The sequence below is a fragment of the Pseudonocardia sp. OZ21 genome (assembly GCF_059359135.1).
The window spans coordinates 345,780-370,008 of sequence record NZ_JCADBN010000002.1 but is presented as its reverse complement, the minus strand read 5'-3'; the positions used below and the strand labels follow the sequence as shown (position 1 = coordinate 370,008).

The following is a 24,229-nucleotide window of genomic DNA, read 5'->3' as shown; positions in this document are numbered from 1 at the left end:
ACTCCTTTGGGCCTGCGGACGAGCGTCCGCTTGGCGGGCAATTGATATCCGGCCACTCTTGCCCAGGTGGTGTGGACTGTCAACGGACCGTGGATCACCGGGTGCGGGACGGGCCGGGCGTCCTCCTGTCCGGAGGCCGGACACCCGTTACGCTGTAGCGACGTCGCGTCGAGTGGAGGAGCGCATCATGCCCCGGGCTGGCACTGGACCCGATTTCATCGAGGCGCTCGCGCGGGGGCTGGAGGTGATCGCGGCCTTCCGCCCTGCCCGCCCGGCGATGTCTCTGACGGACGTGGCCACGGCCACCGGCCTCGCCCGTCCCACGGCCCGGCGGATCCTGCTGACGCTGGAGGAGCTGGGCTACGTCCGCGCAGGTGACGGGGGATTCGCCCTCACCCCGCGCGTGCTGGAGCTGGGCGTCGCCTACGTGCGGTCGACCAGTCTGTGGGACGTCGCGCGTCCGCACATGGAACGGCTGGTGGCGCGCACCAACGAGTCGAGCTCCATCGCGCAGCTGGACGGGTCGGACATCGTCTACGTCGCGCGCGTCGCGGTGCCGAAGATCGTGGGGCTGTCGGTGCAGATCGGCACCCGGTTCCCGGCGCTGGTGACGTCGCTGGGCAAGGTGCTGCTCGCGGCGCTGCCGTCCGAGGAGCTGGAGCGCGTGCTCGGGCAGCCCACCCGCTCGGGGCTCACGCCCAGGTGGCGGCCCGACCGGGAGCGACGCGACGCGGAGCTGCGTGAGGTGCGGGCCAGGGGGTGGGCGCTCACCGACGAGCAGCTCGCGCTGGGTATCCGGTCGGTGGCCGCACCGGTGCGCGACGGCACGGGTGCGGTGGTGGCGAGCATCAACGTCAACACGCATGCGGCCGAGACCCCGGTCGACCAGCTGCTGGACGTGCACCTGCCCCTGCTGCTGCAGACCGCCGGGGAGATCAGTGCCGACTTCGCCCGGCTCGACACGGTGCCGCACCTGGTCCGGCCCGCCGCGTCCTGATTCGCGACGTCCTGATTGCTGCGTCCTGGGTCACCGGAGGGGTGCCGGGCCTTGACTCACCTCGTGCAGCTGCAAGGATCGGGGGCACGACGGACGGATGTCCGCATGACGGACAGGAGGCCGATTCGATGTCAGACCGTGTGCCATCGGGCGCAGCCGGGGCAGGACCGCTGGCCGGTGTGCTCGTCGCCGACTTCTCCCGGGTGCTCGCCGGCCCGTACGCCACGATGCTGCTGGCCGACATGGGCGCGGAGGTCGTCAAGGTCGAGGGGCCGGAGGGCGACGAGACCCGCACGTGGACGCCGCCGGTCCGGGAGGGCGTGTCCACCTACTACCTCGGTGTGAACCGCGGAAAGCGGTCGGTGGCGCTCGACCTGCGCGACGAGGGTGACGCCGCACTGGCCCAGGAGCTGGCCCGCCGCGCCGACGTCGTGATCGAGAACTTCAAGCCGGGCGGCCTCGCGAAGTTCGGACTCGACTTCGCGTCCGTCAGCGCGGCGAACCCCGGGGTCGTCTACGCGTCGATCAGCGGCTTCGGCTCCGGGAAGGGCGCTCACGTCCCCGGCTACGACCTCATGGTGCAGGCCATCTCGGGTCTGATGAGCCTCACCGGCGACCCGGACGGTCCCCCGTACCGGGCCGGGATCTCGGTGTTCGACGTGATGGCGGGCAACCACGCGGTGATCGGGATCCTCGCCGCGCTGCGCCACCGCGACGCCACCGGGCAGGGGCAGCACGTGGAGGTCAACCTGCTCTCCTCGGCGCTCACCGGCCTGGTCAACCACAGCTCGGCGTTCGTGGCAGGCGACGTGGTGCCCTACCGCATGGGCAACGCCCATCCGAGCGTCTTCCCGTACGAGCCGCTCCCGACCGCCGACGACGACCTCATCGTGGCCGCGCCCAACGACCGGCAGTTCCGCAGGCTGTGCGAGGTGCTCGGGATCCCCGACGTGCCGGACGACCCGCGGTTCGTCCACAACGCCGACCGCACCGCCAACCGCGAGGAGCTGCGCCCGATCCTGGTCGAGCAGCTCAAGCAGCGGACGGCCACCGAGTGGTTCGACGCGCTGGTGGCCGTCGGGGTGCCCTGCGGGCCGATCCAGACGATCGACGGGGGGTTCGCGATGGCTGAGCGGTTCGGCCTCGACCCGGTGGTGCAGGCCGGGGACGGTGAGCGCGCGGTGCCCACCACCCGGCACCCGATCCGGTTCTCGGCCACACCCGCCCGGTACGAGCTGCCGCCCCCCGGTCTGGACGAGCACGGCACGGAGCTGCGCGCGTGGCTCTCGGCCCCGCGGGAGAACGGCGCCCCGGTCACGAACGACGCTGGACCGGAGGACGCACGTGGCTGAGCAGCCGAGCTACCCGACGGCGCTCGGCGCGTCGGACCCGACCACGATCCGGCTGCTGGGCACGGACCTCGCCGCCGACGTCATGGGCGAGGTCGGGTTCGGCGAGCTGGCGTTCTGGCTGGCCACGCAGGAGCGCCCGACCCCCGGTCAGGTGCGCGTGTTCGAGGCGGTGCTCGCGGCGCTGGCCGACCACGGCTTCACCCCGACGGCGATCGTCACGCGGCTGACGTACCTGTCGGCGCCCGACTCGATCCAGGGCGCGCTCGCCGCCGGACTGCTCGGTGGCGGGTCGCGGTTCCTCGGGGTCACCGAGGACACCGGACGCTTCCTGCACGACGTGCTCGCCGGCGCGCCGCAGCTCCCGGACGTCGACGACGCCGCGGGCTGGGACGCCATCGCGCTGGAGACCGTGCAGGCCCAGCGGGCGGCGAAGCGGTTCGTCCCCGGCCTCGGGCACCACGTGCACAAGGAGGGCGACCCGCGCACGCCACGGCTGATGCAGATCGCCCGCGAGGAGGGGCAGTTCGGCCCGCACCTGGCGCTCTTCGAGGCCATCGGGCGGGTGCACCCGCAGGTGCTCGGCCGGACGCTGCCGCTCAACGGCGCCGGCGTCTGCGGCGCCGCGCTCGCCGATCTCGGGCTGCCGCTGCCGCTGCTGCGCGGGTTCGCGCTGCTCGCCCGCACCGCCGGGCTGATCGGGCAGCTCGCGGAGGAGCTGCGGCACCCGGTGGCCAACGACATCTTCCTGGCGGTGGACCTGAACAACCGGTCCGTCGCCCCCGACCCGTGGACGGACGGGACACCATGAGCGGGGCCCGCGCCGCCGTCGTCGAGACGCCCGGCGAACCGCCCCGGGTGGTCGACCGGGACGCCCCCGCGCCTGCCGGGGGCGAGCTGCTGGTGGCCGTCCGGGCGGCCCCGATCACGCCGCTCGACCTGCTCTGCGCGTCGGGCACCTCGTACTTCGGGCGTCCGCAGACGCCGTACGTGCCCGGCGTGCAGGGCGTCGGTGTCGTGGAGCAGGGGAGCGCCACGGTCCCCGCCGGCACGGCCGTGTGGTTCGCCACCTCGGCCGGGATGCGCCCCGGCGACGGCAGCATGCGCGCACTGGCATCCGTCCCCGAGTCCGACGTCGTGGCGCTGCCGGCCGGCGCCGACCCCGGGCTGGTGGCCGGGCTGGGCCTGTCCGCCGTCGCGGCGTGGATGGCGCTGACCTGGCGGGGCAGGCTGGCTGCGGGGGAGCAGGTGCTCGTCCTCGGCGCGGGCGGCGTGGTGGGGCAGGCGGGTGTGCAGCTGGCCCGCGCGGCCGGCGCGCGGCGCGTGGTGGCCGCGGCCCGCTCGAAGGGGGCGCGCGAGCAGGCGCTGCGCCTCGGCGCGGACGCCGTGGTCGCGCTGGCCGCCGACGACACCGTCGAGAGCCTGGCCGAGCGCATGCGCGCGGCCTGCGACGGCCCGCTCGACCTCGTCCTCGACCCGCTGTTCGGCATCCCCGCCGCCGCCGCGGTGCGCACGCTGCGCACCGGGGGCCGGCTGGTCAACCTCGGCAGCTCGGCGAGTGAGACGTCACCCATCGACTCCTCCACTCTGCGGAGCAGACTGGTGGAGGTGCTCGGCTACACCAACAACGAGCTGACCGCGCAGCAACGGCGCGACGCCCTCACCCGCGTCGTCACCGAGGCCGTCGAGGGCAGGCTCACCGTGGCGCACGAGCTGGTGCCGCTCGCCGATGCTGCGTCGGCGTGGGCCCGGCAGGCGGACGGCCGGGCGACCGGCCGGATCGTCCTGACCCCCTGAGATCGCCGACACCGAGAACCGTCGACACCGAGAACCGCTGACACCGAGAACCGCTGACCGAGAACCGAGCCCCGGAGGCCCCGTGACCGCTCTGCCACTGCTCCCGACATCGCTGGTCGGCAGCTATGCCCAGCCGGACTGGCTGATCGACCGGGCCAAGCTCGCCGGCCGGTTCCCGCCGCGGGTGCGGGCGAAGGAGCTCTGGCGGGTGGAGCCCGCGCTGCTCGCCCAGGCCCAGGACGACGCCACCGAGCTCGCCATCAGGGCGCAGGAGCGGGCCGGGCTCGACCTCCTGACCGACGGGGAGATCCGCCGCGAGAGCTACTCCAACCACTTCGCCACGGCGCTGGACGGCGTGGACGTCGACAACCCGGGCACGGCGCTGGACCGCAGCGGGCACCCCAACCCCGTGCCGCGGATCACCGGGCCGATCCACCGGCCCCACCCCGTGCAGGTGCGCGACCTGGAGTTCCTCCGGGCCAACACCGACCGGCCGGTGAAGATCACGGTGCCGGGGCCGTTCACGATGAGCCAGCAGGCGCAGAACGACCACTACCCCGACCTGGAGTCGGCCGCGATGGGCTACGCGGCCGCCGTCAACGCGGAGATCAAGGACCTGTTCGCCGCGGGCGCCGGCGTCGTGCAGATCGACGAGCCGTACATGCAGGCCCGGCCGGACGCCGCCCGCGCGTACGGCCTCGCCGCGCTGAACGCCGCGCTCGACGGCGTCACCGGCACCACTGCGGTGCACATCTGCTTCGGCTACGCCGCGATCATCCACGAGCGCCCGGAGGGGTACTCGTTCCTGCCCGAGCTGGCCGGTTCGCCGGTGCAGCAGGTCTCGATCGAGACGGCACAGTCCCGGCTCGACCTCGGCGTGCTGGCCGACCTGGCCGACAAGACCGTCATCCTCGGCGTGATCGACCTGTCGACGCCCGACGTCGAGACCCCGGAGGTCGTGGCAGACCGCGTCCGCGGGGCGTTCCGCCACCTGCCGCCCGAGCAGCTCGTGATCGCCCCGGACTGCGGGATGAAGTACCTGCCGCGGAACTCCGCCGCAGGCAAGATGCGCGCGATGGCGGGCGCGGCTGCGCTCCTGCGCCGCGAGATCCAGGAGGGACGCTGACATGCAGCTGGTCACCGAGGACAACATCACCGAGCTTGCCGCGGCGCGCTGGGGCACCGCTCACGACCCGCGTACCGCCGAGATCATGACCGCGCTGGTCCGGCACCTGCACGACTTCGCCCGCGAGGTCCGGCTCACCGAGGCCGAGTGGATGGCAGCGGTCCAGTGGCTCACCCGCACCGGGCAGATCAGCGACGAGAAGCGCGAGGAGTTCATCCTCGCCTCCGACGTGCTGGGACTGTCGATGCTGGTGGTCCAGATGAACCACGACTTCGACGAGGCCGCCACCCCCGCCACCGTGCTGGGCCCGTTCCACATCGAGGGGTCTCCCGAGCTGGAGTACGGCGCCGACATGTCCGAGGGCATCCCGGGCACGCCGCTGTACGTGCACGGCAGCGTCCGCGACCTCGACGGCAAGCCGGTGGGCGAGGCCGTGCTCGACGTGTGGCAGGCCGACACCGAGGGCGCCTACGAGGCTCAGCTCGAGGTCGACGAGGCGCGGCTGCGGGCGAAGTACACCACGCGTGAGGACGGTTCGTACTGCGTGCGCACCATCGCGCCGCTGGGCTACGCGATCCCCATGGACGGGCCGGTGGGCGACCTGATCTCCCGTACCGACATCAGCTACTTCCGGCCTGCGCACGTCCACTTCCTCATCAACGTCCCCGGCTACGAGCCCCTGATCACGCACCTGTTCCAGGAGGGTGCGCCCTACCTCGACAGCGACGTGGTGTTCGGCACGAAGCAGGAGCTCGTCGTCGCCTTCACGAAGCACGAGCCCGGCCCGAGCCCGGACGGCGGGAAGTCCGCTGTCCCGTTCCTGACGGCCGAGTACCAGTTCGTCCTGCAGCCGAGCGGCTGATCGCGGCTCGGAACGACCGGAGCGAATCGTCTGCAACACCACTCGTCTTGGTGGCATATCATCTGCTTGTAAGCCAGCTACCTGACGCGGTGACGACACGTCCCGGGAGATTCGAGGCGACCTCATGGCCGACCATGGCCACGACCTGCTGTTCGGCACGTTCCTGACACCCACCGCAGAGCAGGCGGAGCGGGTCGTCGGGCTCGCCCGGCTCACCGAGCAGGTCGGCCTCGACCTGGTGACCGTGCAGGACCATCCGTACCAGGCGAGGTTCCTGGACACGTGGACCCTGCTGTCGGTGATCGCCGCGAGCACCACGACGCTGCGCGTGGCGCCGAACGTGGCGAACCTGCCGCTCCGGCCGCCCGCGGTGCTCGCGCGCAGCGTGGCCTCCCTGGATCTCCTCAGCGGGGGCCGCGTCGAGCTCGGCCTCGGTGCGGGCGCGTTCTGGGACGCGATCGCCGCGAACGGCGGCACGCGGCTGACCGCGGGGGAGAGCATCCGGGCCCTCGAGGAGGGCATCGAGATCATCCGGGCGATGTGGTCGGTGGACGGCGGCGCGGTGCGGGTCGACGGGACGCACCACCGGGTGTGGGGCGCCCACCCCGGTCCCGCGCCCGCACACGACGTGGGCATCTGGCTCGGGGCCTACAAGGAACGGATGCTCGCACTCACCGGCAGGAGAGCGGACGGCTGGCTGCCGAGCAGCCCTTATCTCGCTCCGGACGCCCTCCCCGCGGCGAACGCGGCGATCGACGAGGCCGCGGTGGCCGCCGGACGTTCGCCCTCCGACGTCCGGCGGCTCTACAACATCGACGGTGACTTCAGCGGCAGCGGCACCGGCTTCCTGCAGGGACCCGCGCCGGTCTGGGCCGAGCAGCTCGCGGAGCTGACCCTGACGCAGGGGATGAGCGCCTACATCGTCATGGGGGACGACCCCGAGGTCGTCCGGCGCTTCGCCGCCGAGGTGGCCCCGGCCGTGCGGGAGCTGGTCGGCGCCGAGCGCCGACGGCCCGCGCCGTCCGGACCCGCCGTCGCGGACCGGCGCGCCGACGCCGCGGAGCAGCCGGGTGCCCCCGGCGCGGAGCGGTCCCGGGCGTCCGTCGTGGCCTCCCCCCGCATCGGCACCAGGGTGCAGCGGGCCGGGTTGCAGGCCGTCCCGACTCCCGACGACGGCATCCGCCGCAGCGACGTCCGGGTCTGGGACGAGTCGGCCCGCCCCACCGGCCCCACGCCCGATCCGGACCGGACCTACACGGCCCACGAGCAGGCAGCGGGCCGGCACCTGATCGAGGTGCACGACGGCCTGCGCGCCGAGCTGCGGCAGGTGCACGACCTCCTGGAGCAGGTGACGGCCGGAACCATGGACCCCGGCACCGCGCGGTCGCACATCAACACCATGACGATGCGCCAGAACAACTGGACCCTCGGCACGTACTGCGAGTCCTACTGCCGGATCGTCACCATGCACCACACGCTGGAGGACCGGAGCGTGTTCCCGCACCTGCGCCGTGCCGACCGCCGGCTCGAGCCGGTGATCGACCGGCTCGCGCAGGAGCACCAGGTCATCCACGGCGTCCTCGAGGGGGTCGACCGCGCTCTCGTCTCGTTCGTGAGCGGGCCGGACGGGGTGAAGGAGCTGCGCGCCGCCGTCGACCTGCTGACCGACTCCCTGCTGTCGCACCTGTCGTACGAGGAACGGGAGCTCGTGGAGCCGCTCGCGCGGCTGGGCTTCTACTGACGGGGCCGCAGAGGCAGAATCCGCGGATGCGGATCGTGATCGTCGCGGTGGGGACGTGGGGTGATGTCGCTCCCTACACCGGACTCGGAACGCGGCTGCAAACCGCCGGGCACGAGGTGGCGATCGCGGCGCACGCGCCGTTCGAGGCAATGGTGCGGGAGCGCGGGTTGGGCTTCCGTCCGCTGCCGATGGACATCCGTGACCAGCTCGGCTCGGCGCAGGGGCAGCAGGTGCTCCGGACGTCGCCGCTCGCAATGGCCCGTTTCGCGCGGATGTACGCGCGGCACTGGGGGGCGATGGCCGAGGCGACGGAGGCCGCGACGGAGGGCGCGGACTTCCTGATGCTCTCGGCCATGGGCTTCCTCGGGCAGCACGTCGCCGAGGGGAAGGGCATCCCGAGTGCGGGGGTGTACCTGCAGCCGCTGGATCCCACCGGCGAGTTCCCACCGTGGACGGTCACCACCCGGTCGCTCGGCCGGTGGGGCAACCGCGCGGCCGCTCGCACGGTGCGCACCGCGGGCATGCTGCCGTTCCGCGGTGCGGTGAACGACCTGCGGGCCCGCCTCGGCCTTCGTCCGACCACCCCCGGCGCTTTCTTCCGCCGCCTCGGTGAGCAGCGCTGGCCGGTGTTCTACGGGATCAGCCCCACCGTGCTCCGGACTCCCGCGGACTGGCCTCCCTATCGCCGCGTCGTCGGCTACTGGTGGCCGGAACGGACCCCGGGCTGGGAACCGGAGCCGCGCCTCGTGAACTTCCTCGCCGCCGGACCGCCGCCGGTGTTCGTCAGCGTCGGCAGCATGGCGCCACGCCATACCGAACGGCTCGGCAAGCTGGTCCTGACGGCCATGCGGCGCGCGGGCCTGCGGGTGGTGCTCCAGCAGGGCTGGGGCGGGCTCACAGGAGCGGGCGACGACGTCCTCGTCATCGGCGACACACCCCACGACTGGCTCTTCCCGCAGATGGCCGCCGTCGTCCACCACGGCGGTGCCGGAACCACGGCGGCCGGGCTGCGCGCCGGGGTGCCCGCCGTCCCCACCCCGCTGACGGCGGACCAGCCGTTCTGGGCACAGCGGCTCGTCCGGCTCGGTGTGAGCCCGGGCGCGCTGCCGTTCCACCGGCTCGAGGCAGGCGCGCTCGCCGACTCCCTGCGCACCGTGACGACCGAGGAGTCGTTCGCCAGGCGGGCCCGGGAGGTGGCCGCGGCGATCGCGACCGAGGATGGAGCCGACAGGGTGCTGGACGCCCTGAGCTCCGTGGCGCCGGGCTAGGTCACGCCCAGATCGGCGCAGCCCTTCCGTACCCACTCCACGACCGTCTGGACCGTGTCCTCGTAGGGGAGCGTGGTGGTGTCGAGCAGGTCGACGGGTGGCTCCAGGGCGGGACCGTTGCTGCGCAACCAGTCGTTGAACTCGAGGGTCTCGGCGATGCGCTCGTCGTCCCAGCCGCGCCACGCCGGCCGGCTCCGCAGTCGGGAGCGCAGCGCCTCGGGCGCACCCACCAGCGCGAGGTAGTGGATGTCGCCGACGAACACGCGCTCGGGCAGGCGTTCGAGCTGGACGGGTACGACCGTGCCGACCAGCACCACCGGGCGTCCGCTCTGCTGGATCATCGCGGCCATCCGCAGCCAGGTGGAGCGGAACGCCCGGAAGTCGTCGGCCGGGTCCTGCAGGCCGCCCGTCCACAGGACGTCCTGCTCGACCACGACGGCCACGTCGCCCAGCGCGGGGGTGAGCAGCCGCGCGACCGTGGACTTCCCCGCTCCGCTGGGACCGGTGAGGGCGAACATCGGCAGCCGCCGGAACGGCTGCCGATGACCGCAGCGGGCACAGACCAGGACCGGCCCGTCGGGCGCGACCACCGGCCGGTCGAACCGGTCGCCGCAGCCGACACAGATCTGCAGGTCCACAGGGACGGGTTCGCCGATCAGTCGAACAGCTCCTCGAGGAAGCCCTTGCGGCGCTTGTGTCCACCCTGGTGACCGCCCTTGTGGCCGCCGTACGGCGGCGGCGAGTCACGGTAGTGGCCGCCCTGGTGGCGCGGGTCGTACCCGTGATCGTCGTGCCCGCGGCGGCCGTAGGGCGGCGGGGAGTCGGAGAAGCGGCCGGCCGGCGCTCCCGGCGGCCCGTAGTAGCTCTGCTCGGCATTGGCGATCTGCTCGAGCTCCCCGCGGTCGAGGAAGATCCCCCGACAGCCCTGGCACTGCTCGATGTGCACGCCTCGCCGGTCCACGGTATGCATGACGTTCCGACACTTAGGACAAATCACCCCGCCATCCTACGGGCAAACTGATCTCCAGTGGTCCTCCTCGTACGTCGGAGCCGACGTGCGCCCCGAACGGTCGTGGATCAGCGGTAGGGCTCCACAGTGCTCAGAGGGTCCCCGGGGGGCACAGTGTGCGGATGACGGTGCCGCTGACGGCCGAGGATCGGGCGATCCTTGCGCTGGAAGGGCCCTCCGTGGTCGGCCACACGTGCAAGGTCATCCGGCTCGGCCCGGGAGAGGCCACGGCCGCCGGGCTGCAGGCCGCCGTCGGTCGCCGGCTGGCAGGCGCGCCCCGGCTGACGTGGCGGCTGGGCGGTCCACCGGACCGGCCGGAGTGGCACGTCGACCCCGCGTTCGACGTCCGGGAGCACATCGCGGAAGCCCGTGCGACCGCGGCGCTCGACGACGTCGCGCTCCGCAACGAGGTGGCCCGCCTGTTCGAGCAGCACCTGGATCGGCGAAGGCCGCTGTGGCGGATGGATCTTCTCGGACCACTGGCCGGGGGCGGCACGGCACTGGTCTGGCGGCTGCACCACGCACTCGCCGACGGGACCACGGCCATGCGACTGGCACGCACCGTCCTGTGGGACAGCCGTGCCGACGGGCCTGCCGGCGCCCGGCCCGCGCCGCCTGCGGCCCGCACGCAAGCGGCCGACGACGCCCGGCGCCGCCACCACCTGGCGGGCTTCCTCGAACGCGAGTTCCTCCCCAGCACCCGCCGCTCGCCGTTCGACCTGCCGATCGGTCCCGACCGGGGCGTCGCGTTCGCAATGACCTCGCTCGCCCGGCTGCGCGCGTCGGCCCGGTCACTGGCAGGCGCCACGGTGAACGACGCGGTGCTGGCCGTGATGGCGGGAGCGTTGCGCACCTGGATGGTGCACCGGCACGGGCCCCTTCATCCGGTCCGCGTCAAGGTGCCCGTCAGCCTGCACAACGAGCACGAGCCGTCCGGCAACCGCGACTCCTACTTCTGCGTGAGCCTCCCGCTGGACGAGCCGGACCCGGTCGCCCGGCTCGTCTCGGTCCGTCGCGAGACGGCGTTGCGCAAGTCGCGCCACGACGCGCAGGAGATGGCCGAGCTGCTCGACCGGCTGGGCCGGGCCTCGCCGCGGTTGCAGCGCTGGTGCTCCGAGCTACAGGCCGCCCCCCGCGCGTTCGCGCTCAACGTCTCCAACGTTCCCGGCCCGAAACAGCAGGTCAGCGTGCTCGGTGCGGACGTGGAGGCGATCCATTCCATCGCCGAGGTGGGGGAGCGTCATGCGCTCCGCGCCGCCGTCGTCTCGGTGGCCGACCGGCTGTGCTTCGGCCTGTGCGCCGACCGTGGCGTGATCGGCGACCTGGACGTACTGGCTTGGGCCATCGAGCAGGAGGCCCTGGTGATGGCGGAGGCGGCCGGGGCGGTCGCCGACCGGTGACCGGGCGCGGTATGCAGGTGTCCTGAGGTCGGGACGGCTGTGGGGGAGTGACGTTGCGGGTCGTGGTGATCGGGGCCGGTGTGGTGGGGGCGGCCGTGGCTGTAGGCCTGGCCGAGCGGGGGGCCGAGGTCACGGTGCTGGAGGCCGCCCGGCCCGGCACGGGCACCACGGGCACCTCCTTCGCGTGGGTGAACTCGGCCAACAAGGAGCCGGGGCACTACCACGCGCTCAACCACGCCGGGGTGCGTGCGCACCACGCGTTCGCGGGGGAGCAGGCACCGTGGTTCTTTCCCACGGGCAACCTCGAGTGGGCGGTCACCGACCGGCACCGCTCGGCGCTCGCCGCGCGGATGGAGCGGCTACAGGGCCGGGACTACCCGGCGCGGTGGCTGACCGCGAGGCAGGCCCAGGAGCTGGAACCCGACCTGGCGGTGCCCGGCGACGACGCCGACTACGCGTTCTTCCCGGAGGAGGGGCACGCGCTGCCCCTGGTGCTGCTGGCCCGGCTGCTGGGCGAGGCCAGGGACCAGGGCGTCCGGGTGCTCACCGGCAGCGCGGTGGTCGGTGTCGACCGCACGGCGACGGGCACGGTGGTCACCTGCGCCGACGGCGCCTGCCACCCGGCCGACGTCGTCGTGAGCTGCAGCGGACGGTGGACGAGCGGCGTGGCCCGGTGGGCCGGGATCGACGTGCCACTGGTCGACGCGAACGGGGCGGGCTCGGCGGCCGTGGGCTTCCTGGCCACCACCGAGCCGGTGGCGGTCCGGCTGTCGCGGGTGCTCACCGGGTCGCGCCTCGGCGTTCGCCCCGAGGGCGGTGGCCGGCTGCTGCTCCAGGGGCTGGACCTCGACGCGCAGGCCGATCCGGGCCGGCCCGCCACGGCCGACGGCGCCGTCGCCGCCGATCTGCTGGGCAGGCTCGCGGAGGCGCTGCCCGCCACCGCGGGCGTGCCGATGGCGGCCCTGCGGGTCGGGCAGCGGGTGCTGCCGGCCGACGGGCAGACGGTCGCGGGCTTCTCCGACCGCGACGCCTGGTTCTACGTGGTGGCCACCCACAGCGGCATCACCCTGGCCCCGCTCCTGCGGCGGCTCGTCCCGGACGAGGTGTTCGGCGAGGAGGCGGCGCTGCTCACCCCGTTCCGTCCGGACCGGTTCAGTGCCGGGCTCGGGGCACTCGAGCCTGCGCCGGCGCGGCAGCCCGGCGAGCAGTGACGGGAGACCCGGTCAGAAGACGAGGGTCCAGCCCTCGTCGCCGGCCTGCTCCGCCGTGTAGGACACCCCGTCCACCTTCAGACCCTGCGCGTCGAGCAGGGTGATCGTGCCGCCGCCGTTGCCCAGGGTGACCCCGTCGGTGGTCGCGACCACGAGGGTGGCGCCGGCGGCGAGCATGCCGGCGGGCACCGCACAGGTGCGCTGGGAGCGGTCGGCGAGCCGCCAGCCCGTGAGGTCGATCGGGGCGGGGGAGGCGTTGATCAGGGTGACCGTCTCCGCCTCCGGTGCGGGACCCACCGGGTTCACCAGCGCGGCGACGATCCGGGCGGGCGCGCCCCCGACCGTGGGGTGTGGCTCGGTGCCCGGGAGGGTGTGGCCGGTGGTGTCGTCGGTGTGCCACGACTGGCTCTGGAAAGCCAGGAAGATCGCCACCCACCGGGACTCCGCACCGAGGTGGAGCAGCAGCCCCCCGTCCTGCCAGACCCCGTCGTCGCGGGCGAACGAGCTGCTGTTGCCCTGGTTCATGTGGACGTCGTGCACGCCGTTGCCGGGCCGGAACCCGAACACCTTGTCGGGTGTGCCGGGCTCGGGTCCCCAGCGTTCCCCGAACACGTACGCGGCTGCCTGCTGGTCGGCCCGGGCGCGCAGCACGTAGTGGTCGAGGAGGTCGGCGAGGTCGTTGTCCGGGCCGGTGACGTCCGGGGGCAGCAGCCGCATGGCCGCCGGGTCGAACAGGTTGCCCCGGATGTAGTCGAGGTTCGCCCCGCCGGGACCGGACGGCAACGACGTCCAGCCCGACCCGGGAGCGGGTAGCGCCTCGGTAACCGGGTGCCGGAAGTCGTCCACGACGAGGTAGCGCAGCTCGGAAGGAGCCTGCGCGGACTCCACGTTCACCGCCGCCCGGTAGTGCGTTCCCGCGGCGTCGACGAGGTGGATCTGGTAGTGCGGGGAGTCCGACGAGCCTTCCCGGCGCGTGTCCACCACCCGCCCCGCCACCACGCCGTAGGACGTCAACGGCACCGCGGTCCCCCGTTCCGTCGAGCCGGTGCCGGCCGATGCGTCGGCCGCACCTCCCGATCATGCCCGTCAGGTGACGGCAGGGGCAGGTGGCCTTCGTCGCCCGGCGGCGAACGGCTGGGACGCGTGGTGGGCCGCGACGCGGACGAGGTCGCGAGCCGGCCCGTCGAGCCGCTGGTGGGCCGGCCAGATCGCGCGCAGCGCTCGCCGGAGGTCCAAATGCCGGATCGGTACGGCGACCAGTGTGCCCGCGGCCTGCTCGGTGGTGACGGCCAGCGAGCTGAGCACCGCAGGCCCGATCCCGCTGAGGACGGCGTTCTTGATGGCGGTGGTGGACGAGAGCTCGAGGATGGGAGCGGTGAGCGGCCCGTGGCCGGCCGCGGCCAACTGCTGCTCGAGGTAGGTGCGCGTGCCCGAGCCCTGCTCCCGGGAGACCAGCGGGATGGACGCGAGCCGCTCGGGGTCGACCGCGCGGCGCCGTGCCCACGGGTGACCGGTGCCGACCACCAGGGCGAGCCGGTCGTGGGCGACGGTCAGCGAGTCGAGCCCGGGAGGCGTGTCCGGCCCCTCCACGAACCCGACGTCGGCGGCGCCGCTGCGGACGTCCGCGGCCGTGTCGGTGGAGTTGTGGGAGGTGAGCCGGACGCTGGTGGTGGGGTGCTGCGCCCTGAACGCGGCCAGCCACCCGGGCAGCAGGTACTCCGCCACGGTGAGGCTCGACGTGACGCTCAGCCGCGACTCCTTCTGCACCCGCAGGGCGGCGAGTCCGGCGTCCAGGGCGTGTGCGGCGTCGATCGCGGGGCGGGCCCAGTCGACCACCAGCGAGCCCGCCGGGGTGAGCCGCGCGCCTCGTGGTGAGCGTTCGAGCAGCGTCACCCCGAGTGTGGCCTCCAGTGCTCGCAGGCGCGCGCTCACCGCGGGCTGGGAGATCCCGTGCCGGCGGGCGGCCTGGCCGATGCTGCCTGTCTCGGCCACCGAGATCAGCAGGTCGAAAGCCCCCAGATCCGCGACCCGGGACGGGAGGGTCATAACCCCATCCTATGAGGCGCGGCCTCCGACGGCGCCGCAGGCGGGGTGGGATCAGTGCTGGTCGACCGACAGGTTGTCGGCGAGGTACTGCTCCCGGAGCACGAACTTCTGGATCTTGCCGGACGAGGTCTGCGGGAAGGTCTCCAGGAACTGCCACACCCGCGGTGTCTTGTACGGGGCGAGACTGCGCCTGCAGAACGCCGCCAGTTCGTCGGCGCTCGGGTCCGCACCCGGGGTGGGGCGCACGAAGGCGGCCACCATCTCGCCCATCTCGGGATCGGGCAGACCGACCACCGACACGTCGGCGACCTGCGGGTGGGTGAACAGGAGGTCCTCGATCTCGCGGGGGTAGATGTTCTCCCCGCCGCGGATGATCATGTCCTTCAGCCGGCCCTCGATGCGGAGGTAGCCGAGAGCGTCCATGCTGCCGAGATCGCCGGTGTGCAGCCAGCCGTCGGCGTCCAGGGCGGCGGCGGTGGCCAGCGGCGCGTCGAAGTAGCCCGTCATGACCCCGTATCCGCGCGCGCAGACCTCCCCGACGGCACCGAGCGCCACCGTCGCGCCACTGGCGGGATCGCTGACGCGGACCTCGCAGTGGGGCAGCGCGCGTCCCACCGTGGTGATCCAGTCCGGGTTCGGGTCGTCGGGCCGCGTGTGGGTGATGTACGGCGAGGCCTCGGTCTGACCGAAGCCGATGGTCACGGCCACCTCCAGCTCCCGTTCTGCCCGGCGCACCAGCTCCGGAGGGACCGGCGCCCCGCCGAGGGTCGACAACCGCCAGCTCGACAGGTCCCGCGGCCGCGCCGACTGCTCGTCGAGCATCCGGATCAGCATCGTCGGCACGCTGAGCAGGATCGCGCCGTGCTCGGCCGCGAAGGCGTCGAGCATCACGCCGGCGTCGAAACCGGGCGGGAGGACGTGCGTGCCGCCGGTCAGCAGTGCCCCGAGGGTGGCGAGGCCGCAGCCCGCGGTGTGGAACATGGGCATCGGGTTGACCCAGACGTCGTCGGGGCCCGCGCCGTTCACCACGGCGTAGTACCGGCCGACGTTGACCAGGCCCCGGTGGGTGAGCTGGGCGCCCTTCGGCGTGCCCGTGGTGCCGGAGGTGTACTGGATCTGGGCGATGTCACCGGGATCGACGGACGGCAGCTCCCGGGAACCGTCGCCGGACGCCAGGAACTCGGCCCAGCCCGAGAGGGCGACGACCTCGCGGAGCGCGGGGAGCCCGGGGCGGGCCTCCTCGATGACAGGTAGCAGGTCGCGGCCGCGGTAGGTGTCCTGTACGAACACCCCGTCGCAGCGGGACTGGCCGAGCACGTGCGCCAGCTCGCCCACCTGGTAGGCGGGGTTGACCGTCACGAGGGTGAGGCCCGCGTACGCGGCCCCCATCTCGAGCAGCACCCACTCCGGGCGGTTCGCCGCCCACACGGCGACGTGCTCGCCCGGACGGAAGCGCTCCAGCATCGCGCGGGCCACCTGGTGCGCCTCCTCGCGCAGCTCGTCGAACGTCCACCGGCGCCCTGCGGTGTCCGGGCCGAACTCGACGAGTGCGGTTCGCGGTCCCCAGGTGGCGGCCGCGAGGTCGAGCGCTCCGCCGACGGTCAGCTCGCGCAGCGGATCGTCCCCCTCGCCCCGCGTGTACGACAGCCCCGCCGACAACCCGTTCCCACCCACGTCAGCTCCTCGTTGCCGATGACCGCAGGCGGACCCCCCGGTCGCCCGCCGGTCACCATTCCCGAAAACCGCGAAAGGGACATTTTACGCGGCGGCGGACCTGCTGAGATCTTCTCGGTCCACCGCCATAACAAACGTTATAGCACGGAGTGGATGAGGCCATGGATTACTGCTGCAGGCCGCGCATCGCCGCATCGACGCCCACGGCATAGCGCGCGGCGAGGTCGGTTCGGGGGGCGTTGCCGGTCAGTTCGAGCATCACGAGCCCGTGCCCGGTGGCCCACAGGACGTGCGCAGCGGACTCGGCGTCCGTGACGAGCGGATGCTGTTCCCCCCACCGCCGTACCACCGAGATGAACCGCGCGTAGTTCTCGCGAGCCCGGGCGCGGATCTCACCGGACGGCCGCGGGAACCCGGGCACCTGGTGGCCGAACATCACCTGGAAGTAGCCGGGGTGGGCGAGCGCGACCTCGCGGTAGGCGAGGCAGGTGTTGCGGACGTCCGCCTCGGGGTCGTCGGTGAACTGCCAGCTGCGCTGAGCATCGCTCAGACGCCGGTGTCCCTCGAGGTACAGCGCTTCGAGCAACCCCTGTTTGCCGTCGAAGTAGTGGTAGACGGCCATCGTGGAGCATCCGGCGGAAGCGGCGATGCGGCGGACGATCAGCCCGCTGAGACCCTCCGCGGCGAACAGCGCGGCCGCGGCGTCGAGCGTGGCCGCGCGAAGATCAACGGAGTCGCGGGGTGGCCGGCTCCGGTCCTGCGGCGTGGTTGTCACCGCTCGAACGTAACCGCGGCCGCCACGAGGGGCCTCGCTCGACAGAACTGCCCGTCGGGCGATATTCCAGGAAAACAGTTCCGGGCATCTCCCGGCAATTCCGGAGGATACGGACATATGATCCGAAAGGGAGGGCGCGGCAGGCGGCGATAGGATGCCTGAGTGAAGCTGGGGGGCGAAACATTGGTGTCCTGTGCGCACTATCGGACATCTCGGGGGCGGTCCTGATGTCTGCCGCCGGAGCACAGCTGTATCCCGCCGGTCCTGATCCACGCCGGATGGCCGAGCTCTGGTCCGCCGAGCTGGGCGGGCTCGATGTCACCTCGGCCACGGTCGGGGTCACCCTGCAGCGGCTGGGTCAGCACGTGGAGCGCGCGGTCGTCGCGATCGCCCGCAACCACGGTCTGGGTCCTGGCGACCTGAGGGTGTTGCTGGCGTTGCGTCGGGGAGGTCCGCCGTACGCGGTGAGCCCCACGGAGCTGTTCCGGCGGTTGCTGATCACCTCAGGTGCGGTCAGCAAGCAGGTCGACCGGCTCGTCGAGGTCGGGCTGGTGGCTCGCATGCCCGATCCGGAGAAGCTGCGCGGCCTGCTCGTCCGGCTCGAACCGGCGGGGCACGCGGTCGCCGACGCCGCGATGAAGGAGATGTCCGCCTCGTTCGTGGGGCTCGAACGGCTCAGCGTCCAGCAGAAGCACGAGGTCCTCGACATGCTCGCCCGGCTGCAGGCCGTGATGGAGGGGGCCGCGGCGCACAGCCTGGCCGACCCGGCTCCCGAAGGGGTGCACTGACCCCCGGCCCGTGTCGCGGGCCGGGGTCAGCGCTCGTGGTCCTGCGCGCGCCCGGTCAGCGCAGCGCGGCGTTCCCGGTGTTCTGCGCCGCCCGCAACCCCTCCGCCACCGGCACCCGGGCGGCGAACACGTCGTTGAAGATCGGCTCGAACGCGGTGGAGCCCGCGCCGAACTTGGGTCCGGATGGCGCGGGGATGGTGTCGGTGCCCCCTGCGGCGCCGAAGTACCGGGTATCGACCTCTCGCCCGGCCCAGTAGTCGCTGTAGCCCTGCTGGGCCGCGGTCACCGCGGGGAGGGCGGCACCCTCCGCGCCGACGAACGAGGCCCCCTGCTCCGAGCCGAGCCAGCGCAGCACCCGCAGGATCGCGTCGCGGCGCGGGCTGTCGGCGTTGCCCGCGGCGATGACGCTGTTCACGACGCTGACGCGGCCGGCCGGCCCGGCGACCAGTGGGGCGATGCCCCAGGCGAAGGTGGCGCCGTCGTCGATGTTCTTGAGGTTGTAGGTACCCGACTGGAACAGCGCCATCTTCCCTTGCAGGAACTGGTCGCGGCTGAAGTCGGGGTTGGTGTTGGTGGCGGACGCCGGCGGGGCCACGTGGTGGGTGTTGATCAGATCGACCAGGTAGGAGAAGGCCTGCTCGCTGCGGGGCTCGGTGAACGCGAACGTGTCGTCGGGCGCCTGGAACCGGCCGCCGTTCTCCCCGATGAAGTTGTAGTAGATCGCCTGCAGGTCACGCGCGGCGTTGAAGCCGTACTGCGTGACGGTGCCGGGATCGAAACCGGGCTGATCGGCGGTGCGCCCGGCGGCGTCCCGCGTGAGCTTCTTCGCGGCGGGCAGGAACGTGTCGGCTGCCGGGTCGGTGGGGTTCCACGTCAGGTTCTGCGGGTCGACGCCCGCCGCCTCGACCATCGCCTTGTTGTAGTAGACGACGATGCGCCCGTCGGTGAGCGCCGGTACGCCCCACAGCGTCCCGCCGCGGGTGTACTGCTGCACCGCGGCAGGCACCCAGCCGCCGACCTCATCGGGCAGCGCCTTGCCGACGTCGATCAGCTTGCCGCCGTCGGCGAGCGCGCCGAAGTAGGACGAGTTGAGCCAGTAGATGTCGTCGGCGGTGCCGCTGGCGACGTCGAGGGTCAGACCCGTGAAGTAGTCGGTGAACGCCACGGTGTTCACCTGCACCCGGATGTCCGGGTTCTGCCTGCTGAACTCCGCGAACGACTTCTCGTACGCGTCGGCGACCCCCTCGTCCCACAACCGGACGGTGACGGTGGTGACGCCGTCCGCGGCAGGCGGATCGTCCGGGCCCGCGGGGGAGCAGGCGGCCAGAACGAACAGTGCGGCCGCCACAGCGGCCAACCGGCGCAGTCTCATGGGTGCCACTCCTGTGTGTTCAGCGGAAGCCGGTGAGGGTGATCGAGCGGATGACGTGGCGCTGGAAAACCAGGAACAGCACCAGGAGCGGCAGGATCGCGACGGTGGTGGCGGCCATGACGATCGTCCAGTTGCCGTTGTACTGCGACTGCAGGCTCGCGGTGGCCACCGTCAGCACCTGCCACTGACGCCCGGTGGTGATCACCAGCGGCCACAGGAAGCTGTTCCAGTGGGTGACCACGGTGATGATCGCCAGCGTCGCGAGGATCGGCCTGCTGATCGGCACCACGACGTGCGCCACGGTGCGCAGCGTGCCCGCGCCGTCGAGCTTCGCGGCGTCGAGCAGTTCGGCAGGGATGGTGCGGAAGTACTCGCGCAGCAGGAAGATCGCGTACGGCGAGCCGAAGAGCTGGGGGAGCACCAGCGCCCAGAACGTGTTGCGCAGTCCGAGATCGGCGAACACCGCGTACAGCGGGATGATCGTGACGGCCTGAGGCACCATCAGCGTGGCCAGGTACACCCAGAACAGCGCGTCCCGGCCGGGGAAACGCAGCCGCGCGAACGCGTAGGCGGCGAACACCGAGAAGAGCAGCTGGCCGATCAGGATCACGGCCACCACCTGCGCCGTCACCACGATCGGCGAGACGAAGTCGTAGCGGCCACCGAACAGATCGGCGAAGTTCGCGAGCGTGGGCGGGGCGGGCGGGTTCAGCGCGGGCTGGGAGGCGAACTGCAGTGGGGTCTTGAGCGCCGTCATCAGGCTGAGCAGGAACGGGGCGAGCGTGAGCACCGCCCCGATGCCGAGCAGCAGGTAGGCGGCCCCGTTGCGCACGATCCGGTGAACGGTCACGAGGCGCTCACGTCGACATGTCGTAGGTCGTGCGGCGGGCGAACCACCGCTGCTGCACGAGGGTGATCGCCACCAGCAGCACGAACAGCACCACGGCCATCACCGCCGCCTGCCCGACGGCGCGGGACTCGAACGCCTCGTAGTAGATCCGGCCGGCCACGACGTCGGTGACCCCCTGCGGGCCGCCCTTCGGGGTGAGCGCATAGACCGAGTCGAAGACCTGGAAGCTCGAGATCACGCCGGTGACCAGCACGAAGAACAGCGTGGGACGCAGCAGCGGCAGGATGATCAGCCGGAACGTCTGCCACGGCCCAGCGCCGTCGAGCAGGGCGGCCTCCAGCAGCGTCGACGGGATCGCGCGGAGCCCGGCGACGAAGAACAGGGCGACGTACCCGACCTGCGTCCACACCGTGACGGCCGCGACGGAGGGCAGCGCGAGCACCGGGTCGCTCAGCCACTCGACGCGGTGCCCGATCAGGGCGTTCAGCGCGCCGTCGGTGGGCGCGAGGATCCAGCGCCACACCACCCCGAGCGCGAGCGGCGCGCAGATCCACGGCAGCACGTACAGCACGCGGAAGACCGCCGAGCCGCGCAGGCCCCGGTTGAGCAGCAGGGCCGCGACGAGCCCCAGCACGGTCTGCGCCGGGATCACGATCGCCACGAACGCGGCGGTGACCAGCAGCGACCGGGCGAACCGGCCGTCCTGCGCCACGGCGACGACGTTGTCGAGGCCGACGAACGTGCGGGGACCGATCAGGTCCCAGCGCTGCAGTGCCAGCCACACCACGACCAGGATCGGCAGCACCAGGAACGCCGCCACGCCGAACAGGCTCGGTGCGAGCAGCAGGTAGGCCGTGCGGGTGTCGCGGGATCTCATGACGACGGTCCGATCAGCCGGAGTCCCCGTGCGCCCGTCCCGCCGGCCCGCCCTGTCCTGCCGTCACTGTGGTCCCCCGAGCTGAGTCGTCACCGGAGCCGGATCCCCGGAGTCAAGATCGTCCCACCTCGGATGTCAAGAACAGCCCCCACCCCGTTGCAGCAAAGCCACGTTGCCGCAAGCGGATTGCAGCAAAGTGGCTTTGCTGCAATCCGTCGGAGGGCGCCGCTCCACCCGGAGTGCGTACGCATTCGTGTACCTTCTGGCTATGCGACCGCCGGAAGTCCTGTCGTTCCGGGAGTTCCGGGCCGGCCTCGCCGCCACCCTCAAGCGTGTCCAGAGCCCGGGCAACGGGCCCGTCTTCGTGGGAGCCCACCGCAGGCCGGAGGCGGTGGTCATGTCCGTCTCGCAGTACGAGGAGCTGGTCGCGGCCGCCGAGCGGCGGGAGGGCGTGGCCGAGGCGCTGGCATCGGTCCGGGCGGAGGGCCTCGAGCCCGGCCCCGAGGTGCTGCGGATGTTCACCGCGGTGGCGGCGGGCGCCATGAGTACCGATGAGCTCCGCGAGCAGGTGTTGGCGCGCTATCCGCAGTGAGCTGGGACCCGTACCTCGATCTGGACACCGGGGTCCTGCGCAACCGCCTCGGGATCGGCCACCATGAGGAGCTGGCGCGGGCCGAGGCGGCCCTGACGGCGTCGCGGCTCTACGACCTGCAACGCGGTCACCTGCCGGGTCGCTACGACCTCGAGCACCTGCGGTCCTTCCACCGCGTGATCTTCGGCGACGTGTACGACTGGGCGGGCGAGCTGCGCACCGTCTCGATCGGCCGGGGCGGGCTGTTCTGCCTGCCGCACCAGCTCGTCCCGTTCGCGGACGAGGTGTTCGGCCGGCTCGCCCGCGACCACCACCTGCGCGGTCTGGACCGGAGCACCTTCGTCGGCCGCCTCGCGGAGCTGCTGGCCGAGATCAACTTCCTGCACCCGTTCCGCGAGGGCAACGGTCGCACGCAACGCGCCTTCGTCGCCCAGCTCGCCCGCGACGCCGGGTACCGCACCCGCTGGGTGCTGATGGACCCGGCGGCCAACGTGGCGGCGTCGGCGGCCGCGTTCCGCGGGGACACCGCGCCCCTGCGCGAGCTGCTCGACCAGCTGGTGGTCGGCCCCGACGGCCCGGTCACGGACCCACCCCCACCGCCCTTCCCGTGAGACGGGCGACTCGCGGACTGATCCCGGGCGACTCGCGCGCAGTTTCCGGGCGACTCGCGGGGCCCCCGCGAGTCGCCCGCTTCAGCCCCGTGAGTCGCCCGCTTTGGCTCCGCGAGTCGCCTGCTTCGCGTGCGCGAGTCGCCCCGCGCCGTCAGGTGAGGTGGTCGAAGTCGCCCCGGACCCAGCCGATGTGCCGGTCGGCGGAGCGCCGCACGATGGCGCGGGCGTCCGCGTCGATCAGGGCACCGAAGTTGCCGTAGAGCCGCTCGAACTCGAAGCTCTCGACGTGCTGGGTGACCCGCTCGACCACGGCACCCGACAGCGGGATCCGGTTCGGGTAGCTGCGCATGAAGCTGACGGACGTGCGGTCCGGGTTGGGCATGATCGTGTCGCCGCTGAGCAGCACCCCCGTGCCGTCGGCCCCGGCCGCCCAGTGCGCGACCGCGCTGCCGGGGAAGTGGCCGCCCGGCTGGGTGAGCGACACCCCGGGCAGGATCTCGAGCTTTCCCGACCATGCGCGGATCGCGGGGTCGGGCCGGGCGACCCACTCCATGTCGCGCTCCGCGACGAGCACCGGGGGCCCGCCCAGCGCCCGGCTCCACTCCACCTGCACGCCGAACATGTGCGGGTGGCTCGCCACGATCGCGACGACCTCGCCCAGCTCACGCACCCGTCGCACGGCGTCGTCGTCGAGGTAGCCGAGGGGGTCCCACAGGAGGTTGCCCGCCGGGGTGCGGACCAGCTTGGAGTGCTGACCGATGCCGACGGTGGGGGCGCTCGTGAGGGAGTGGAGATCCGGCTCCAGCTCGGTGACCTCGACCCGGTGACCGGCCGCCGCCAGCTCCTCCAGCGTGGTCCACAGCTGTCCGGCGGCGGGCACGTACTGCCGTTCGTCGGCGCAGATCCGGCAGACGTCGACCGCCTCGGTGTGCTCGACCGCGCATGTCCGGCAGATCACGAAGCCCACGGGTGTCCCTCCTCGTCTCCGAAACCGTCCTGGCCCGTGGACCAGTCTGGTCCGTGTCAGCCGCTGCGCTCCCGCGGGGTGGACGGGGGCGGGAGCGTGGTGGGGGACGGGCGCAACCCGTCGATCAGCAGAGCGAGGTAGCGCCTGCGGTCGGCGCCGTCGGGGTCGCCGGGATGCACCGTGGCCAGTGCCATCACGGTGACAGCGGCCAGGTCACGGGGTTTCAGCTCCGGCCGGACGAGACCGGCGTCGGCGGCACGACGCAGGGGCCGGTCCATCAGGTGGACGAAGCGGTGGAGGCTCTCCACGTCCACCGCGTCGGTCTCGCGAGCGAGGGCGAGCACGACCTGCCGCCCGGCGAGCACGTCGACGGTGGCCTCGAGCGAGGAGACGAGGTCCCGCCACGGGTCGTCGGTCTCCACCGCCGTGGCGGGCTCGATCTCGGTGACGAGGTGCCGGAAGACGGCGCGGACGAGCTGGTCGCGGTTACGGAAGCGCCGGTAGACCGTGGCCACCCCGACACCGGCGCGGCGGGCCACCTCCTCGAGCGTGACGGCCGGCCCGGCCTCCTCGAAGGCGCGGCCTGCCGCCACGACGATGCGTTCGTAGTTCCGCGCAGCGTCGGCGCGCAGGCCCTGCCCGTGCGTTGCCGTCATCTGCGCACGTTAACAACCGCGCCGCCCGGCGCGTGGCCTCAGTCGTCCAGCGCGCGTAGCGCACCGGACGGGCACAGGGCGACGGCCTGCCGGGCCGCGTCGGCGTCCTGCGGCGGTACGTCCTCGACGAGGAGCTCGACGATGCCGTCGTCGTCCTGGTCGTAGACGGTGGGAGCGGTGAGGACGCACATCCCGGCCCCGATGCACGTACCGCGGTCCGCGGCGATCTTCATTCCGTCACTCCTGTTCAGTCGGTTGCGT

Annotated in this window: 25 protein-coding genes; 13 read left to right on the top strand and 12 right to left on the bottom strand. The window is 72.6% G+C overall.

Annotated features, from left to right (window positions below; all coding sequences use genetic code 11):
• The first annotated feature begins 187 nt into the window (after positions 1-187).
• The 8 genes from AC5L35_RS05385 to AC5L35_RS05350 all read left to right on the top strand — a co-directional run bounded on the left by AC5L35_RS05385 (position 188) and on the right by AC5L35_RS05350 (position 9,140).
• A complete protein-coding gene (locus AC5L35_RS05385) occupies positions 188-997 on the top strand; it encodes an IclR family transcriptional regulator domain-containing protein (protein WP_495058417.1) in 810 nt (269 codons plus the stop codon).
• Between the two features lie 128 nt (positions 998-1,125).
• Entirely contained in the window at positions 1,126-2,349 is a 1,224-nt protein-coding gene (locus tag AC5L35_RS05380; protein ID WP_495058416.1) for a CaiB/BaiF CoA transferase family protein, read from the top strand.
• Positions 2,342-3,157 carry a citryl-CoA lyase gene (locus tag AC5L35_RS05375; protein ID WP_495058415.1) on the top strand — a complete coding sequence of 272 codons (816 nt, stop codon included), beginning with the start codon at positions 2,342-2,344 and terminating at the stop codon, positions 3,155-3,157. The genes AC5L35_RS05380 and AC5L35_RS05375 overlap by 8 nt, the downstream gene beginning before the upstream one ends.
• Complete coding sequence (locus tag AC5L35_RS05370; protein WP_495058414.1) at positions 3,154-4,143, top strand: zinc-binding dehydrogenase; 990 nt, start codon at positions 3,154-3,156, stop codon at positions 4,141-4,143. Before AC5L35_RS05375 ends, AC5L35_RS05370 begins: the two co-directional genes overlap by 4 nt.
• 82 nt (positions 4,144-4,225) lie before the next feature.
• Entirely contained in the window at positions 4,226-5,269 is a 1,044-nt protein-coding gene (locus AC5L35_RS05365; protein WP_495058413.1) for a 5-methyltetrahydropteroyltriglutamate--homocysteine methyltransferase, read from the top strand.
• A gap of 1 nt (position 5,270) precedes the next feature.
• Positions 5,271-6,131 carry a dioxygenase family protein gene (locus AC5L35_RS05360; protein WP_495058412.1) on the top strand — a complete coding sequence of 287 codons (861 nt, stop codon included), beginning with the start codon at positions 5,271-5,273 and terminating at the stop codon, positions 6,129-6,131.
• 124 nt (positions 6,132-6,255) lie between these two features.
• On the top strand, positions 6,256-7,872 hold the full coding sequence (locus tag AC5L35_RS05355; protein ID WP_495058411.1) for an LLM class flavin-dependent oxidoreductase: 1,617 nt from the start codon (positions 6,256-6,258) through the stop codon (positions 7,870-7,872).
• 26 nt (positions 7,873-7,898) lie between these two features.
• Positions 7,899-9,140 carry a glycosyltransferase gene (locus tag AC5L35_RS05350; protein ID WP_495058410.1) on the top strand — a complete coding sequence of 414 codons (1,242 nt, stop codon included), beginning with the start codon at positions 7,899-7,901 and terminating at the stop codon, positions 9,138-9,140.
• Here the strand turns inward: AC5L35_RS05350 and AC5L35_RS05345 are convergent.
• Together AC5L35_RS05345 and AC5L35_RS05340 are read right to left on the bottom strand one after the other, a co-directional pair.
• Positions 9,137-9,778, bottom strand: coding sequence for an AAA family ATPase (locus AC5L35_RS05345; protein ID WP_495058409.1), 642 nt, complete (start codon positions 9,776-9,778; stop codon positions 9,137-9,139). The genes AC5L35_RS05350 and AC5L35_RS05345 overlap by 4 nt on opposite strands.
• A 17-nt stretch (positions 9,779-9,795) precedes the next feature.
• Positions 9,796-10,137 (bottom strand): TFIIB-type zinc ribbon-containing protein, encoded by a 342-nt coding sequence (locus tag AC5L35_RS05340; protein WP_169398663.1) that lies wholly within the window; start codon positions 10,135-10,137, stop codon positions 9,796-9,798.
• Between the two features lie 134 nt (positions 10,138-10,271).
• Between AC5L35_RS05340 and AC5L35_RS05335 the strand changes: the two genes are divergently transcribed.
• The gene (locus AC5L35_RS05335) at positions 10,272-11,549 is read left to right on the top strand and encodes a wax ester/triacylglycerol synthase domain-containing protein (RefSeq protein WP_495058408.1); all 1,278 of its coding nucleotides are present in this window, start codon (positions 10,272-10,274) and stop codon (positions 11,547-11,549) included.
• A 47-nt stretch (positions 11,550-11,596) separates the two neighbouring features.
• On the top strand, positions 11,597-12,760 hold the full coding sequence (locus tag AC5L35_RS05330) for an NAD(P)/FAD-dependent oxidoreductase (protein ID WP_495058407.1): 1,164 nt from the start codon (positions 11,597-11,599) through the stop codon (positions 12,758-12,760).
• A gap of 12 nt (positions 12,761-12,772) precedes the next feature.
• On the opposite strand, the gene AC5L35_RS05325 is transcribed toward AC5L35_RS05330, so the two are convergent.
• The 4 genes from AC5L35_RS05325 to AC5L35_RS05310 form a co-directional block, all read right to left on the bottom strand.
• Positions 12,773-13,780, bottom strand: coding sequence for a DUF2278 family protein (locus AC5L35_RS05325; RefSeq protein WP_495058406.1), 1,008 nt, complete (start codon positions 13,778-13,780; stop codon positions 12,773-12,775).
• Between the two features lie 66 nt (positions 13,781-13,846).
• Positions 13,847-14,806, bottom strand: a complete 960-nt coding sequence (locus tag AC5L35_RS05320; RefSeq protein ID WP_495058405.1) for a LysR family transcriptional regulator — start codon at positions 14,804-14,806, stop codon at positions 13,847-13,849.
• A 51-nt stretch (positions 14,807-14,857) separates the two neighbouring features.
• Positions 14,858-16,480, bottom strand: a complete 1,623-nt coding sequence (locus AC5L35_RS05315; protein ID WP_495058404.1) for an AMP-binding protein — start codon at positions 16,478-16,480, stop codon at positions 14,858-14,860.
• 166 nt (positions 16,481-16,646) lie between these two features.
• A complete protein-coding gene (locus AC5L35_RS05310; protein WP_495058403.1) occupies positions 16,647-17,255 on the bottom strand; it encodes a TetR/AcrR family transcriptional regulator in 609 nt (202 codons plus the stop codon).
• Between the two features lie 278 nt (positions 17,256-17,533).
• Between AC5L35_RS05310 and AC5L35_RS05305 the strand changes: the two genes are divergently transcribed.
• Positions 17,534-18,043: a MarR family winged helix-turn-helix transcriptional regulator gene (locus AC5L35_RS05305; RefSeq protein ID WP_495058402.1), complete on the top strand. Its 510-nt coding sequence runs from the start codon at positions 17,534-17,536 to the stop codon at positions 18,041-18,043.
• A 55-nt stretch (positions 18,044-18,098) separates the two neighbouring features.
• Here AC5L35_RS05305 and AC5L35_RS05300 read toward each other — a convergent pair whose 3' ends face one another.
• Genes AC5L35_RS05300 through AC5L35_RS05290 form a run of 3 tightly spaced genes read right to left on the bottom strand, consistent with a single transcriptional unit; the run spans position 18,099 to position 21,142 of the window.
• A complete protein-coding gene (locus AC5L35_RS05300) occupies positions 18,099-19,415 on the bottom strand; it encodes an ABC transporter substrate-binding protein (protein WP_495058401.1) in 1,317 nt (438 codons plus the stop codon).
• A 19-nt stretch (positions 19,416-19,434) separates the two neighbouring features.
• Positions 19,435-20,265 carry a carbohydrate ABC transporter permease gene (locus AC5L35_RS05295; RefSeq protein WP_495058400.1) on the bottom strand — a complete coding sequence of 277 codons (831 nt, stop codon included), beginning with the start codon at positions 20,263-20,265 and terminating at the stop codon, positions 19,435-19,437.
• 7 nt (positions 20,266-20,272) lie between these two features.
• Positions 20,273-21,142: a carbohydrate ABC transporter permease gene (locus AC5L35_RS05290; protein WP_495058399.1), complete on the bottom strand. Its 870-nt coding sequence runs from the start codon at positions 21,140-21,142 to the stop codon at positions 20,273-20,275.
• Between the two features lie 268 nt (positions 21,143-21,410).
• On the opposite strand from AC5L35_RS05290, the gene AC5L35_RS05285 reads away from it, so the two are divergent.
• Positions 21,411-21,734, top strand: a complete 324-nt coding sequence (locus AC5L35_RS05285) for an antitoxin VbhA family protein (protein ID WP_495058398.1) — start codon at positions 21,411-21,413, stop codon at positions 21,732-21,734.
• Positions 21,731-22,345, top strand: coding sequence for a Fic/DOC family protein (locus tag AC5L35_RS05280; protein ID WP_495058397.1), 615 nt, complete (start codon positions 21,731-21,733; stop codon positions 22,343-22,345). Before AC5L35_RS05285 ends, AC5L35_RS05280 begins: the two co-directional genes overlap by 4 nt.
• Before the next feature lie 151 nt (positions 22,346-22,496).
• On the opposite strand, the gene AC5L35_RS05275 is transcribed toward AC5L35_RS05280, so the two are convergent.
• From AC5L35_RS05275 to AC5L35_RS05265, 3 genes are read right to left on the bottom strand one after another with little or no spacing between them, the layout of a single operon-like run.
• Positions 22,497-23,312, bottom strand: a complete 816-nt coding sequence (locus tag AC5L35_RS05275; RefSeq protein ID WP_495058396.1) for an MBL fold metallo-hydrolase — start codon at positions 23,310-23,312, stop codon at positions 22,497-22,499.
• Between the two features lie 56 nt (positions 23,313-23,368).
• On the bottom strand, positions 23,369-23,968 hold the full coding sequence (locus tag AC5L35_RS05270; protein ID WP_495058395.1) for a TetR/AcrR family transcriptional regulator: 600 nt from the start codon (positions 23,966-23,968) through the stop codon (positions 23,369-23,371).
• 38 nt (positions 23,969-24,006) lie between these two features.
• A complete protein-coding gene (locus AC5L35_RS05265; RefSeq protein ID WP_495058394.1) occupies positions 24,007-24,201 on the bottom strand; it encodes a ferredoxin in 195 nt (64 codons plus the stop codon).
• Positions 24,202-24,229: the final 28 nt, after the last annotated feature.